General features: G+C 49.1%; 8 protein-coding genes. 1 reads left to right on the forward strand and 7 read right to left on the reverse strand.

The annotated features are described in order from the left end of the window. Positions 1-5: 5 nt before the first annotated feature. From ileS to BW972_RS04940, 4 genes are all read right to left on the reverse strand, one after another. The gene (gene ileS / locus BW972_RS04930) at positions 6-3359 is read right to left on the reverse strand and encodes an isoleucine--tRNA ligase (RefSeq protein WP_076421318.1); all 3354 of its coding nucleotides are present in this window, start codon (positions 3357-3359) and stop codon (positions 6-8) included. Position 3360: 1 nt separating this feature from the next. Then, complete coding sequence (locus tag BW972_RS04935) at positions 3361-5853, reverse strand: efflux RND transporter permease subunit (protein WP_076421319.1); 2493 nt, start codon at positions 5851-5853, stop codon at positions 3361-3363. A gap of 501 nt (positions 5854-6354) precedes the next feature. After that, complete coding sequence (locus tag BW972_RS19845) at positions 6355-6516, reverse strand: hypothetical protein (protein ID WP_155800829.1); 162 nt, start codon at positions 6514-6516, stop codon at positions 6355-6357. Between the two features lie 442 nt (positions 6517-6958). Further along, positions 6959-8461: a glycine--tRNA ligase gene (locus BW972_RS04940; protein WP_076421320.1), complete on the reverse strand. Its 1503-nt coding sequence runs from the start codon at positions 8459-8461 to the stop codon at positions 6959-6961. Positions 8462-8689: 228 nt separating this feature from the next. On the opposite strand from BW972_RS04940, the gene BW972_RS04945 reads away from it, so the two are divergent. Beyond that, positions 8690-9826, forward strand: a complete 1137-nt coding sequence (locus BW972_RS04945; RefSeq protein WP_083674073.1) for a hypothetical protein — start codon at positions 8690-8692, stop codon at positions 9824-9826. Between the two features lie 303 nt (positions 9827-10129). On the opposite strand, the gene BW972_RS04950 is transcribed toward BW972_RS04945, so the two are convergent. The 3 genes from BW972_RS04950 to BW972_RS04960 all read right to left on the reverse strand — a co-directional run bounded on the left by BW972_RS04950 (position 10130) and on the right by BW972_RS04960 (position 13237). After that, positions 10130-10588 (reverse strand): hypothetical protein, encoded by a 459-nt coding sequence (locus BW972_RS04950; protein ID WP_007656645.1) that lies wholly within the window; start codon positions 10586-10588, stop codon positions 10130-10132. Positions 10589-10680: 92 nt separating this feature from the next. Beyond that, positions 10681-11187 (reverse strand): DUF4385 domain-containing protein, encoded by a 507-nt coding sequence (locus BW972_RS04955; RefSeq protein WP_007656647.1) that lies wholly within the window; start codon positions 11185-11187, stop codon positions 10681-10683. Continuing rightward, entirely contained in the window at positions 11159-13237 is a 2079-nt protein-coding gene (locus BW972_RS04960; protein ID WP_076421321.1) for a cation:proton antiporter, read from the reverse strand. Before BW972_RS04960 ends, BW972_RS04955 begins: the two co-directional genes overlap by 29 nt. Positions 13238-13975 lie beyond the last annotated feature (738 nt).

Raw genomic sequence — 13975 nt, forward strand, 5'->3', positions numbered from 1 at the left:
GCAATTTATGCTACTACCGCTTCGGTGCGGATGTGGATGTTCACTTGGTAATCGTCCACTTCAAGGATAGTGCCATCTACCACATGGTCAGCCAGTTCAAGGCTCAAGGCTTGTGTCTCGGCCTGTATGTAGTCGCGGAAGTTTTCCACAGCGGCATTTACCTCAGGCACCGAGGCCTGTAGCACGATGTGTATCTTGTCCTGCACCTCCAAGTTGCTGTCTTTGCGCAGGTTCTGGATACGGTTCACCAGTTCGCGGGCAATGCCTTCCTGCTTCAGCTCTTCCGTGATGGTCACGTCGAGCGCCACAGTCAGTTTGCCCTCGCTGGCTACCAACCAGCCCGGGATGTCCTCCGAAGAGATTTCCACGTCCTCAGGCGTCAGCACGGCGGTTTCCTCGTCGCTTATCTGCAGCTCGATTCCGCCTTCACGCTCTAGCGTAGCGATATCCTCCTGGTTCATTTGCTGCACGGCTGCGGCCACCAGTTTCATCTTCGGACCGAATACCTGACCCAGCTTCTTGAAGTTCGGCTTGATCTTCTTCACCAATATGCCCGACGTATCGTCGATGTACTCTACATGCTTGATGTTCACCTCACTCATGATCAGGTCTTCTACAGCCTGTATCTGTTGACGGGTCTTGTCGTTCAACACAGGTATAAGGATACGCTGCAGCGGCTGACGCACTTTGATGAAGTGCTTCTTGCGCAGCGAGTGCACCAGCGACGAAATGGTCTGGGCCAGCGCCATGCGCTCTTCCAAATCCTCATCGATAGCCGTGTGCTCAACCTCTGGGTAGTAAGCCAAATGTACGGACTCTTCCTTATGTTTGCCGCTCACGTTGTTAAGGTCGCGGTAGAGCTGCTCGGTATAGAACGGCGCGATAGGCGAAGCCAGCTTGGCGATAACTTCCAGACAGGTATAGAGCGTCTGGTAAGCGGCCATCTTGTCTTCGTTGTACTCGCCTTTCCAGAAGCGCTTGCGGTTCAGACGCACGTACCAGTTGCTCAAGTCGTCCACCACGAAATCCTGGATAGCACGGGCGGCACGGGTTGGGTCGTAGTCTTCTAGGAAGGTGTCAACGTCCTTAACCAGCGTGTTCAGCTTTGAGATAATCCAGCGGTCGCTTTCGGTTCTGCGCTCCAGCGGCACTTCGTCCTCGGCAAAGGTGAAGTTGTCCAGGTTAGCGTATAGCGCGAAGAAAGAGTAGGTATTCTGCAGCGTGCCGAAGAAACGGCGCTGCGTTTCCACCACACCCTCCGGGTTGAACTTCAGGTTGTCCCAAGGTGGTGCATTGGCAATCATGTACCAGCGCACAGCGTCCGGGCCGTACTTGCCGATCATCTCAAACGGGTCGATGGCGTTGCCAAGGCGCTTACTCATCTTGTTGCCGTTCTTGTCGAGCACCAGACCGTTGGCGATTACGTTCTTGTAGGCTACGCTATCCTCCAGCATAACCGCCAGAGCATGCAGCGTGAAGAACCAACCACGCGTCTGGTCAACGCCCTCGGCGATGTAGTCGGCAGGGAAGTTCTGACGGAAGATATCTTCGTTCTCGATTGGGTAGTGCCACTGTGCATAAGGCATGGCACCCGAGTCGAACCAAACGTCGATAAGGTCTGTCTCTCTGTACATTGGCTGTCCAGACGAACTCACCAGCACGATGTTGTCCACATACGGACGGTGCAGGTCATTGATCTCCACGGAAGCCTCCATCAGGCCAGCGTCCACGGCACGGTCTATCTCTTCGCTCAATTGCTGGATAGAGCCAATGCAGATCTCCTCCTCGCCGTCTTCGGTTCGCCATATAGGCAGCGGTGTACCCCAGTAGCGCGAGCGCGACAGGTTCCAGTCCACCAAGTTCTCCAGCCAGTTTCCGAAACGGCCCGAGCCCGTAGACTCCGGTTTCCAGTTGATGGTCTTGTTCAGCTCGATTAGCCTGTCCTTTACAGCCGTGGTCTTGATGAACCAGCTGTCCAGCGGATAGTATAATACAGGCTTGTCCGTACGCCAGCAATGCGGGTAGGTGTGCTCGTATTTCTCTACTTTAAAGGCTCTGCCCTCCTCTTTCAGTTTGATTGCAATCAGTACGTCGGTTGGCTTGTAGTCAGGGGCCGACTCGTCCTCACCGGTGTAGTTCTTCACATACATGCCGGCAAAGTCGGTCACCTCTTTCACGAAGCGGCCTTGCTTGTCCACGAGTGGCATCGGCTTGCCATTCTCGTCCTCTACCAATAGCGCAGGTATATCGTTCTGGGCAGCTACCCTGAAGTCGTCCGAACCAAAGGTTGGGGAGATGTGCACGATACCCGTACCGTCTTCCGTGGTCACGAAATCGCCTACCACCACGCGGAAAGCGGGTTTATCAGGCTGCACGTACGGCATTAACTGGTGGTATTCCACACCTGCCAAATCGCGGCCCTCGAACTCCTCTACTATCTTGTAAGGGATTAGCTTGTCGCCGGAGCTATACTCTGTCAACGGAATACCATCTGCCTTCGGGTTGAAGAAGCGGCTTACCAAGTCTTTCGCCAGGATAACCGAGATCGGCTCGTAGGTATAGGGGTTGTAGGTACGCACCTTCACGTACTTGATACCCTTGCCCACCGCCAGCGCCGTGTTGGCAGGAAGCGTCCAAGGCGTGGTCGTCCAGGCCAGGAAGAACACTTTCTCCTCCTCGTACTCGAACAGGAACATGTTGCGGGTGATTTTCTTCACCTCGAACTGCGCCACAATGGTCGTATCCTTCACCATCTTGTAGCAACCCGGCTGGTTAAGCTCATGTGAACTCAGACCCGTGCCTGCGCCCGGCGAGTAAGGCTGGATGGTATAGCCCTTGTACAAGTAGCCTTTGTCGTATAGGCGCTTCAACAGAGCCCATACCGACTCAATGTATTCGTTCTCAAATGTGATGTACGGATTGTCCAAGTCCACCCAGTAACCCATCTTCTCAGTCAGGTCGTCCCACTGGCTCTTGAAACGCATCACCGTTTCGCGGCAGCGCTGGTTGTACTCCTCTACCGTTATCTTCTTGCCGATATCCTCTTTCGTGATACCCAGCTCTTTCTCCACCTGCAGCTCCACGGGCAGACCATGCGTATCCCAGCCGCCTTTGCGGTTCACCTGGAATCCTTTCAGGGTCTTGTAGCGGCAGAAAATGTCTTTCACGGCGCGGGCCATCACGTGGTGGATACCCGGCGTACCGTTCGCCGACGGCGGTCCTTCATAAAACACGAAAGGCTTGTGCCCCTCTCTTGTCGTCACCGACCGCTGGAAGATGTTGTGCTCCTTCCAGAATGCCAGCACGTCTTCGCCTACCTGGGCGTAGTTCAGGTTTTTGTACTCGTTATACTTTGCCATGTTAAGCACTTACTTCTTCAGGTAATTCTTCTTCAAATTTCAACTTCAGCTGGTTCAGGTCTAGCTCCTCGTCCTCGTGCTCCAGATAAAACTCATCGTAGTGCTCTATCAGGGCGTACGGGTCGCGCTTGTACTTGCCGCTATCAAAGCTCATCAGCAAAGTTGGCAATATAATCAGGTTTGTGAATAATGCAATCAACAAACTCACCGACATCAGCACGCCAAGGGCCTTGGTACCGCCAAATTCAGAGAAGGCGAATATCACAAAACCGAAGAACAGGATGATGGACGTGTAAATCATACTCGTGCCCGCCTCTGTCAAACTGGTCGTGATGGCGCGACTCACGTGGAACCCGTTGCTCAGCAATTCGCTGCGGTACTTGGCCAGAAAGTGAATCGAGTCGTCAATGGCTATACCCAGCGCAATGCTGAAAATCAGCGCCGTGCTCGGCTTCAGCGGTATGTTGAAAACTCCCATCAATCCGCCCGCAATCAGGAGCGGTATCATGTTGGGAATCACCGAAATAATCACTACCCTCGCCGACTTAAACAACAAAGCGATGACAATAGTTACCAACACGAATGCCAGCACCAGGCTCGAGCGCAGATTGTTGATTAAGTATTCGTTTCCTTTGATGAACAGGAGCGTCGTACCCGTCAGGCTGACCTTGGTCTCGGCGCCTGTTTCGTCGCGGGTAAAGGTCATGGTGTTGCCCTCTTCCGTCACACTCACGCCTTCGCCGCCGTAAATCTCGTGCAGCTCTGGTTTTATTTTGCTGATGATTAAGGTGTCGAGCTCTCTTGAACCTGCGTCGGCTACTTTGAGCGAGATTCGGGCGGTCTGACCTGTGCTGTCTACAAACGAGCGCAACAGGCGCTGGTTGTCGCCGCTGTCCTGTTTGGCCAGATAGCTGAACACGAAGTTGCGCTCCGTGTTGTCAGGCAGGCGGTACGAGTTTGGGTCGCCTTCATAAAAGGCCTGCGTGGCCGTCTTCACCAGTCCCACAATGGAAATCGGGGCGGACAGGATGGGCTGGGTGCGCAGGAAGTCTTCGAGCTGGTTGAGTTTGTTCAGGTTCGGCAGCCGCATGACGCCTTGCTTTATACCTGTGTCCACAATGATCTCGAGCGGCATCACCCCGCTGAAGTGGTGCTCAAAGAAAGCTAAATCCGCATTCACACTGCTCTCGGCTGGCAGATCATCGACCATGTACGAAACCGTCTTTACTTTGTAGATTCCCCAAAACGAAGCCAGCAAAGCCACGATGGTAAAGAAGTAAACCAAATGACGCTTGTGGTGCACAAGGTGGTCGAGAAACTCCAGAAACTTGTTGAGCGGCTTGGCGTCCAGGTGGCGCAACTGCCGTGGCGTTGGCGGCGGCAGATACGAGAACACCACCGGTATCAACACAATGCTGATGATGTAGGTCACAAAGATGTTAATGCCCGCCACGACCCCGAACTCGTACAGGATGGCCACATGCGTGAAGGTGAACACGATAAAGCCAATGGCTGTGGTCGTGTTCGTCACCAGGTTCACCACCCCAATCTTGCTAATCACCCGGGCCAACGCCATGATTTTGTTGCCGTGCTTGCGGTAGTCGTAGTGGTAGCGGGTGAGCAGGTAGGTGGTGTTCGGTATACCAATTACCACTAGGATGGCAGGTATAAGCCCTGTGAGAAGCGATATCTTGTAGTCGAGTATGGCCAGTGTGCCAAGCACCCACACCACCACCATGCTGATCATCAGGAGCGGGAAGATTACGGCGTAGAACGAGCGGAAGAAGATGAAGAGCGTGATCCCCGTCACCAGCAAGGCCAGCACCAGGAACATCTTCATCTCAGCGGCTACCTTGGTCGTCATGACCGCCCTTACAAAGGGCAGCCCCGCATAATGCAGCTTTATACCTGTCTTCTTCGAAAAGGCCTCGGTATGCGCCATCACATCGTCCATCACCTGCACCCGACGGGCCGAGTTCAGGTAATCGGGATCAACGGTAACGGCCAGTAAAGTAGCGCCGGTTTTTTGGTTGATGATTTGCCCGTCGTAGAAGCCCTGACTTCGCACCACCCGTAGCATGCTGTCAAGCTGCGCCTGCGTCTGGGGCATGGGGTTGAAGATGGGAGCCGTGGTGAATTTGCGGTCGGCGGTGTCTTTTACGACCTGTATCAGGTTGGGGAGCGAGATCACAGCCTTCACGCCCTCTACCGTGTTCAGCTGGTCCGACAGGCTTTTGAGTTCGCGGAAGTTGTCGAGTTTGTAGGCTTTGGCGCTCTGCATGCCCACCACCAAAATGTTGCCATCTTCACCGAACGTCTCTTTGAAACGCTGGAAGTACACCATGTCAGGGTCATCTGGCGACACGACATTGGCGAAATCGTACGACATTTCTGCGTCTTTGGCCTTGTAGCCCATAAACGCAGTAAGCAAGGCAAGCAGGATGAGCAGCCTCAGCCTGTTTTTTATAATGAAAATGGCAATCTTATTCCACATGGTCCCCAATAATTCGGCAAAGGTAAGGAATTTTAATTTTTCCGTGGACTTCGATTCGGGATATGCAGCCTCCTACCGCCCATTGCTGTCAACTTTAGGTATAGTGAATCGAACCTGTCATCTCGACAGAATGGAGAGATCTGGATTTGTTGGAGGCAGTGACTATACTCCAGATTTCTCCCGATGGTCGAAATGACACAATAATCATTAAATTGACGGCATTGCCCCTACCTCTTGAGACGTTTCATACTGTTCGATTGACATACTCTCTTTTGTCACCCTGATAGAATCTTGGTAAAGGGAGCCCCTACCCCCACGTAGCAGAGGCCAATATCCCCATCAACCAAGATTCTCTGTAGAATGACAGGAAGCTGAATTCTATATTTCAGAATCTATTACATCAGTTCTAGCTCCTGACTATTAGATTTGAATAGATCTGTACAGGTATAAAAAAGCCCCTGCCATATGGACAGAGGCTCTCAATCTCTATTTAAAGGTGAATTATTTCTTTTTCCTGGAGGAAGAAGCCGAGTTGGATGATTTGTTCTCAGGCACACAGTTCGGTACCTGCTTTCCATCCTTCTCTTTCATCCCCACTTGCTCGTAGCCCTTCCAACATGGGTCTTTTTCAGAGCTGTTCTTCGATTTAGATGTGTTTGCCATAGCTTTTGGTTTGATGGTACATACGTGTATAACTCTTGGTTTGCCTCATTTGTTTTGTATTGAGCTTTAGTCTCCTACAGGTTTATACACGCTGTATTTTGCACATTCATTAGGTATAGATTTTCACTTCAGCTACACCTTTATTACTCTTGCTAACTACAATTAACTTTTAAGTTATGCCCATGTGCATAAATTGCAATATAATAGAATACTTCTCACTGATTATTAATTAATTAAACCCTAAATCAATCCCCTCTTATGTCCATTTTTCCACATAGAACATATTATTACTTAACATAATAATAACACTTTCATGCATTTTAGAACAAATATGGACCATAACTAGATATAGCTTATAAATAGCAATAGCTATACCTGCAAAATAAAACAGCCTGCAACACTTAAGTTGCAGGCTGTTCTTTGTAGCTATACCTAATATAACTTAGGCCAGCTTCTCAAATATGCTCTTGAAGTTAACGGCTTTGTCGATGTAGCTGTGCAACTCGCCGATTGGCATGCGCACCTGCTCACGGGAGTCACGGTCACGTACGGTTACAGTGTTATCCTCCAATGTTTGGTGGTCCACGGCAATACAGAACGGCGTACCGATCAGGTCCTGACGGGTATAGCGCTTGCCGATGGAGTCACGCTCTTCATAAATCATGTTGAAGTCGTAACGCAGCGAGTTGAAGATCTCAGTCGCCTTCTCCGGCAGTCCGTCTTTCTTCGTCAGTGGCAGGATGGCGGCTTTCACCGGAGCCAGCGCCGGATGGAACTTCAGGAAAGTACGGCTCTTGGTGGCATCGCCTTCGGTAATCTCTTCTTCAGTATAGGCGCTGCAAAGCGTCATCAGGAACAGGCGGTCAGCGCCTACGGATGTTTCCACCACGTACGGGATGTAGTTACCATACGGCTTGCCGTCCTCATTCAGGTCGTTGTCGAAGTACTGCATTTTCTTGCGGCTCAGCTCCTGGTGCTGCGTCAGGTCAAAGTCAGTGCGGGAGTGTATACCTTCCACCTCTTTGAAACCGAATGGGAACTTGAACTCGATGTCCACGGCGGCGTTGGCGTAGTGGGCCAGCTTCTCGTGGTCGTGGTAGCGCAGGCTCTCGGCCGGTATGCCGATGGCCTGGTGCCACTTCTTGCGGGCTTCCTTCCACTGGTTGTACCATTCCATTTCCGTGCCGGGGCGTACGAAGAACTGCATTTCCATCTGCTCAAACTCGCGCATGCGGAAGATGAACTGACGCGCCACGATCTCGTTACGGAACGCCTTACCGATCTGCGCGATACCAAACGGCACTTTCATGCGGCCGGTCTTCTGCACATTCAGGAAGTTCACGAATATACCCTGTGCCGTTTCCGGACGCAGGTAAATGGTGCTTGAGTCTTCGGCCACAGAACCTACCTGCGTCGAAAACATCAGGTTGAACTGACGCACTTCGGTCCAGTTGGTGGTACCGGAAATAGGGCATTTAATGTCTTCACGGATGATCAGCTCACGTACTGCGTCGAGCTCTTCAGCACCCAACAAACGACCCATCTCCACGAGCAGCTCGCTGGCTTTGTCGTAGTGGCCGTCGGCTTCGTACTGAGCGGCTTTCTCTTCGATCAGCACGTCGGCACGGTAGCGCTTCTTCGAGTCCTTGTTGTCAATCATCGGGTCGTTGAAGCTATCCACGTGACCGGAGGCCTTCCAGGTATGCGGGTGCATGAAAATGGCGGCGTCTATACCTACCACGTTCTGGTGCAATTGCGTCATAGACTTCCACCACAGGTTCTTAAGGTTATTCTTCAGCTCTACGCCCATCTGGCCGTAATCGTACACGGCTTGCAGACCATCATAGATCTCGCTCGACGGGAATACGAAGCCGTACTCCTTTGCGTGCGAGATGATATCTTTTAATTGTGCGTTTTCTACAGGGGTTTTCTCTTTTGTCGCCATGCTGCAAAGATAGAAGATTAAGGTGTGATTATGCCATACGGGATTTATAGTTTTTTATCTATACGATTTGGCACTGTACTCATTCATGCTTAGCCATTTACAACTCTACATTGCCAAATAGGTATAAGGATGCATCTGTTAATAATTTCTTAACATTGGATAACCAGACTACTCGCCTATTTTATGGTAACTTGCGTCGTTTTTTAAAAACTCACCCAATTCTTTAAAATGGCTAAGACTAAAAAGGGTAAAAAAGCAGTCGTACCCACCCAGCCTTACAAGTTCAGAAAGCGTTTTAGCTTGCTGGACGTGCTTTTCCAGAAAGAGAAGAAGTTCCTCTATTTTATTGCCTTCTCCTTCATTGTTGCCGGTATTGTTTATCCGTATGCATCCATTGCGATGTGGGTAGGCTTCCTGTTTGCCGCTTACTCGGCTATCGCCAACGACAGTATCCAGACAATCGGTACTTTCATCGTTTCCAATGAAAAGCGGGCCTGGTACTGGCAGTGGCTCTTTATGGGTATCATCTTCCTAGGCACTGTATTTTATAGCTGGTACATGTTCGACGGCGACGTTACTTACCAGCGACTCTCTTCTAAGGGATTTGACCAGACACCGGATAACTTTGTGTTCCTGCAGCTGGCCGCTCCGATCATTCTCTTGCTTCTAACACGCTTCCGTATACCTGTATCGACTACCTTCATGCTCCTGAGCGTGTTCACGGTAAGTTCAGGTGCCATCGTAGGCATGATCAATAAAAGTTTGCTGGGTTATGTGGCAGCTTTTGGTACAGCGCTGATTATATACCTTGCGCTTTCTAAGGTGATCAAGCGTTTCGTGAAAGGCGAGGCGCATAGCTTCTGGACGGTAGCCCAATGGGTTGTTTCTGGTTTCCTGTGGCATACCTGGCTGGCGCAGGACTTGGCGAACGTAGCCGTATATCTGCCGCGCTCACTCAACATCTGGGAGTTCGTTGCTTTCGCTGGTTTTATATTCCTGGGTATGGGTTTCCTTTTCTTTAAGAAAGGAGAGAAAATTCAGGAGATTATCAACGAGAAATCAGACGTGCGTGATGTACGCAGTGCTACCATCATCGACTTGATCTACGCCATTATCCTTTATTTCTTCAAGGAGCTCAACAACATGCCAATGAGTACAACTTGGGTATTCATCGGTTTGCTGGCAGGCCGTGAGTTGGGTATGCGTATCAGAGCGCAGGAAGGCAGCGCTAAATTGGCCAAGACCTTCAGCCTGATCGGCAAGGACATCCTGTCGGTTACCATCGGTCTGATCATCTCGGTTATCATGGCCATTGCCATTAACCCGGTTATCCAGCAGGAGATCTTTAACTTCTTCTTCAAATAGGCTATACCTGTTTCGATAATGAAAAGGCCCGGCATTTGTCGGGCCTTTTCTATTTTATACCTGCATTGTGAATAGACAATAGCAGAAACCACTTTCCTATACCTGTAGCAGCCTTTTCCAGCTGCATTTTCCATAGCCGCATTGCAAACTCAGTTAAACTCAGAACAGTTATAGTTGCGTCTTAAGCTTCCCTCCGGATCGATACTGCCATGATTGGGGTATAGCTGGCTACTCTTGCAAGAAAAGCAAAAAAAATCCCGGCTCCTTTGCAGAAACCGGGATCTATGTAGAAATACTGTTTTCTTATTTCTCTGGCCAAACAACTTCCAGGTTGTCATTGATGAACACGCCAAAGTTCACGGCGATCAGCTGGTCTTCGTCAAAGTACAGGTCGATCATTTCCTTTTCGTAAGAAATGCGGGTCTCGCCTGTCTCCATTTCTTCTTCTTCAATATCCTCATAGCCGTGATCTGCGAAAAGCCGTTTGAGTTGTTCCTGGCTCATTTCGAAAATACGCTCTTCCCACAGCTTCACGTCGCGGTTGGCCGTTTCGATGCAGCTCAGTTTGTAATCATCTTCTTTGTCGAAGTATAGCGAATAGCCCTCCTCCCAGTAGTTCCAGGCCTGATGCTCAAACTCATCTTCTTCATCAGACTCTTCAATCTCTTCAGGTTCGCCTAGTAGTTGCTCTACTTCTTCCATTGTAAGGCCAAACTTGATCTTCCCAAGCCCTTTGCCTAACCTGATTTCTTTGTTAACCATGTTGCTCTCTCGTTTTATCTTGTATGCAAAGATATGTGATTTACTAATTTCGGAATTAAAAGGTTAATTGATACAATGAACAATTCATTTTTTTAAGATTCGTATTTCGACCTGAACTCGGCCATCAGTTGCTTATACGTTTCATTCTCTTTTGCCTCATCCCATTTCTCTTTGAAAATGCGTGCTGACTCCGCTTTCACCGGATCGGGATCTAACGGCAGCTGATCTCGACCATGGGCGCCGCTCTGTCCTTTTTTATCATCCGGCACAGGGCCTTTGTATTTCTGTCCAGTCCGATGGTTGGCGTATCGCCTGGAGCGGGTATAGCCCATCTGCAAAAACTTGCGGGCCATATCGGCGCCCACAAAGTCGTTCTGACGAAGGTAATCCAAAAACAGTCCGTAGATATGCTCCGATGACTCTTGTGCGATCTCAGGTGTTTTAAATCGCCAATGCGGCAGTATCTCCGACTTATACGGTTCTACCAGCAGCACCCCCTGCTCTCCTTTTCCTATACGGTACAGCTCCGGATTCTTTCTGAAATCAGTTTTTTTGAAATCCAGTTCATAGTTAAAAGCTTTCTTTTTCGCTTGTTTCATTGGTATAGCCTGTTGTCTTGAACTGGTTATCCTGGTATACATTTGGGTGCTGCTCCGGATAAACGATAATGAAGCTGTTGTCTTTGTAGTTGCGCGACAGCACCCGCGGCACATTATCGAGCATGCCATTATACGACACCGTGCCTCTGCGTGCCGATATAACCACCACCATGTCATCCTTGCCTATACCTGTCTGGTTGTTTTCAAACTCCGCCATGGTTGGCCGTGGCATGTAAGTAGCGTCAATGGCGGGCTTGCTGCTCTTCACAGTACTTTTTATTTGGTTGTTTGTTCTTCTACCGGCCATAAAAACGACCTTAGCTCCCAGTTGCGTTGACAACAGGCGAACGGCACGCATCCAGCGCAGGAAACCTCTCTCCAACTCCGCATTGGCCGGCACGATCACAACCAGGCGGCTTGTCGTATTCAGTGGCTGCATGATCTTGCATACCAGAATCATCTGCTCTGTATTCTCAAGCAGGTTATCCAGTATGGTACCAAATATCCGATCACGGGTTGTGATCTTGGCATTCCATCCGAGCACCACCTCTGTAATCATCAGCTCTTTTATGGCCCTGAGTATACCGCTGGCAATGTTGATGTCGATCTTGGATACCAATTGCACGTCGTTGTCAGTGGCTGAGGCATGTGTTATCGCCTCCTGCAGCATTTTGTTCTTTTTGAAAATCTCCTCTTCAGCATGCTCATTATCCAGCACCACTGCCAGTGGATAGATCGGTTCGTGATAATCCGGATTCCGCAGCATCACAGAAAGATCAATCAGGTTCTCGATATTCTGAGGATTGGCGATTGGTACCAGGATACGGTCTGGCTTTTCACTTAGGTTCGGCTTACGTCTGCTCTCAATGATGGCGAGTCGCTTACCCACTTTTTCTGTCACAAAAGAACTAACCAGACAGGTGACGAGGATCAGTACGATGGTACCGTTCAGGGCGTCTTCATTGATGATGCCGATGTTATAACCTACCAGTATCACAGCCAATGTAGCCGCTGCGTGTGCACTGCTAAGTCCGAAGATCAGGTTACGTTGCGTACCGCTGTACCCAAATATCTTTTGAGTGATCCAGGCTGCCAGGAATTTAGTCACCAGCGCCACTACCACTATCACGCCTGCGATAATCAACGCCTCAGGTCCCCTGAACAGCACGCTCAGATCCACGATCATACCAACATTGATCAGGAAGAAAGGGATGAAGATATTATTGCCCACAAACTCTATTCTGTTCATCAGAGCCGAGGTATGCGGTATAAGCGGGTTAAGTGCTAGTCCTGCCAGGAATGCTCCGATAATGGCTTCTACTCCTGCCAGCTCCGCCAGAAAGGCTGCCGCAAACACCAGCGTCAATACGAATATGTACTGGGCTCCTTTTTCACTTTCAATTTGCTTAAAGAACCAGCTTGCTATGCGCGGAAACACAAACATGACGATGCCGGCAAAGATGGCCAGGGAACCTGCCAGTTTCACCCAATACCATACATCCAGATCTCCTTGTGAACTACCAGCCACTACGGCGAGCACAAGGAGTACTGCTGTATCTGTCACGATAGTACCACCTATCGTCACCGTCACTGCTTCGTTTTTACTTATACCCAGTCTACTGGCTATGGGGTAAGCGATCAGGGTATGGGACGAAAACATACTTGAGAGCAGTATTGCTGAGAGCAACTGATAATCCATCAAGTAATAAAAGATCAGTGTTCCTGTGGTAATAGGTATAAGAAATGTAAGCGCTCCGAAGATTAAGCTTCTGTTTCGGTTCTTTTTAAAATCGATCATATCGATTTCCAGCCCTGCCAGGAACATAATGTATAAAAGGCCTACTGTTCCGAACAGTATAATACTGGCGTCGCGCAGAAGTAGGTTAAATCCGTTTGGCCCTACTATCACACCTGCCAGGATCAAACCTACTATACCAGGTATGCGCAATTTGTTTAGTATGATGGGAGCAACCAATATGATGAGCAGCACCATCGTAAATATCAGCACCGGATCCTCAAACGGAGGAACCAGCTTTAGAAGTAATGTCATAGTTTTATGTTAGCGTTCACTTTTTCTCCAGATAAATATAGCGCTTTTATTTTTTTGCCTTTTCTTGCGCCCTACCTTTCCCTCCCTTTTTTGATCCTCTCTTTTCTCTTTTTGGTCTGACTTATCCAGCTTTCCACATCTTACCTGACCTTATTAATTTTAATTAGATAAATTTTTAAATAAATCTTCTTTCATCATTAAGGCTGTTCATAAGTTAATAACTGTGGAACATTCTGAATTGTCCTCATTTTCATTTTATATACCCTTGCTTTGCACCTGGCTACCCACATTTTATTTTTCTGTTAATTTTTATCTTTCAGTTACTTAACTGCCTTTTCCACTTTTGCCCATTTTGTGTGCATTACTTTTTTCACATACCTGCCCTGCCGTGGAAAAGCCTTTTTTCTATATACCTTTGTCAACCCCTTTCCACTTTTTGTGTGTTCCACAGCCCTCTGGCCCCACCTGTAGAACAAGCCCACTCTGAGTTATCAGATTTGATCCACACTTGTCCACATTTATACCCACCCTTTTTGTGGATTTCTAAACATCTTTTTTGATTCTATATTTCGGAGGCTTTAATTGGCTCTGATGGTGATCGATTTTACCTATTACGGAAGAGGAGCAGGTTTCTTTGCGAGTTCTGATGTGGTCGCTATTGTTTATGTTTCACAGGTCTCTGGTATGGCTATTTCTAACCGAAATAATTATCGAATGATGTATCCCTTGAATTAGATC

This window comes from Pontibacter lucknowensis, assembly GCF_900156415.1.
GTDB classification, from domain to species: Bacteria; Bacteroidota; Bacteroidia; order Cytophagales; family Hymenobacteraceae; genus Pontibacter; species Pontibacter lucknowensis.

Excerpts from the sequence above, each read along its gene's own strand:
- ileS (WP_076421318.1), bottom strand. The coding sequence starts at position 3,359 with ATGGCAAAGTATAACGAGTACAAAAACCTGAACTACGCCCAGGTAGGC.
- BW972_RS04955 (WP_007656647.1), bottom strand. The coding sequence starts at position 11,187 with ATGAAACAAGCGAAAAAGAAAGCTTTTAACTATGAACTGGATTTCAAA.
- BW972_RS04945 (WP_083674073.1), top strand. The coding sequence starts at position 8,690 with ATGGCTAAGACTAAAAAGGGTAAAAAAGCAGTCGTACCCACCCAGCCT.
- BW972_RS19845 (WP_155800829.1), bottom strand. The coding sequence starts at position 6,516 with ATGGCAAACACATCTAAATCGAAGAACAGCTCTGAAAAAGACCCATGT.
- BW972_RS04935 (WP_076421319.1), bottom strand. The coding sequence starts at position 5,853 with ATGTGGAATAAGATTGCCATTTTCATTATAAAAAACAGGCTGAGGCTG.
- BW972_RS04950 (WP_007656645.1), bottom strand. The coding sequence starts at position 10,588 with ATGGTTAACAAAGAAATCAGGTTAGGCAAAGGGCTTGGGAAGATCAAG.
- BW972_RS04940 (WP_076421320.1), bottom strand. The coding sequence starts at position 8,461 with ATGGCGACAAAAGAGAAAACCCCTGTAGAAAACGCACAATTAAAAGAT.
- BW972_RS04960 (WP_076421321.1), bottom strand. The coding sequence starts at position 13,237 with ATGACATTACTTCTAAAGCTGGTTCCTCCGTTTGAGGATCCGGTGCTG.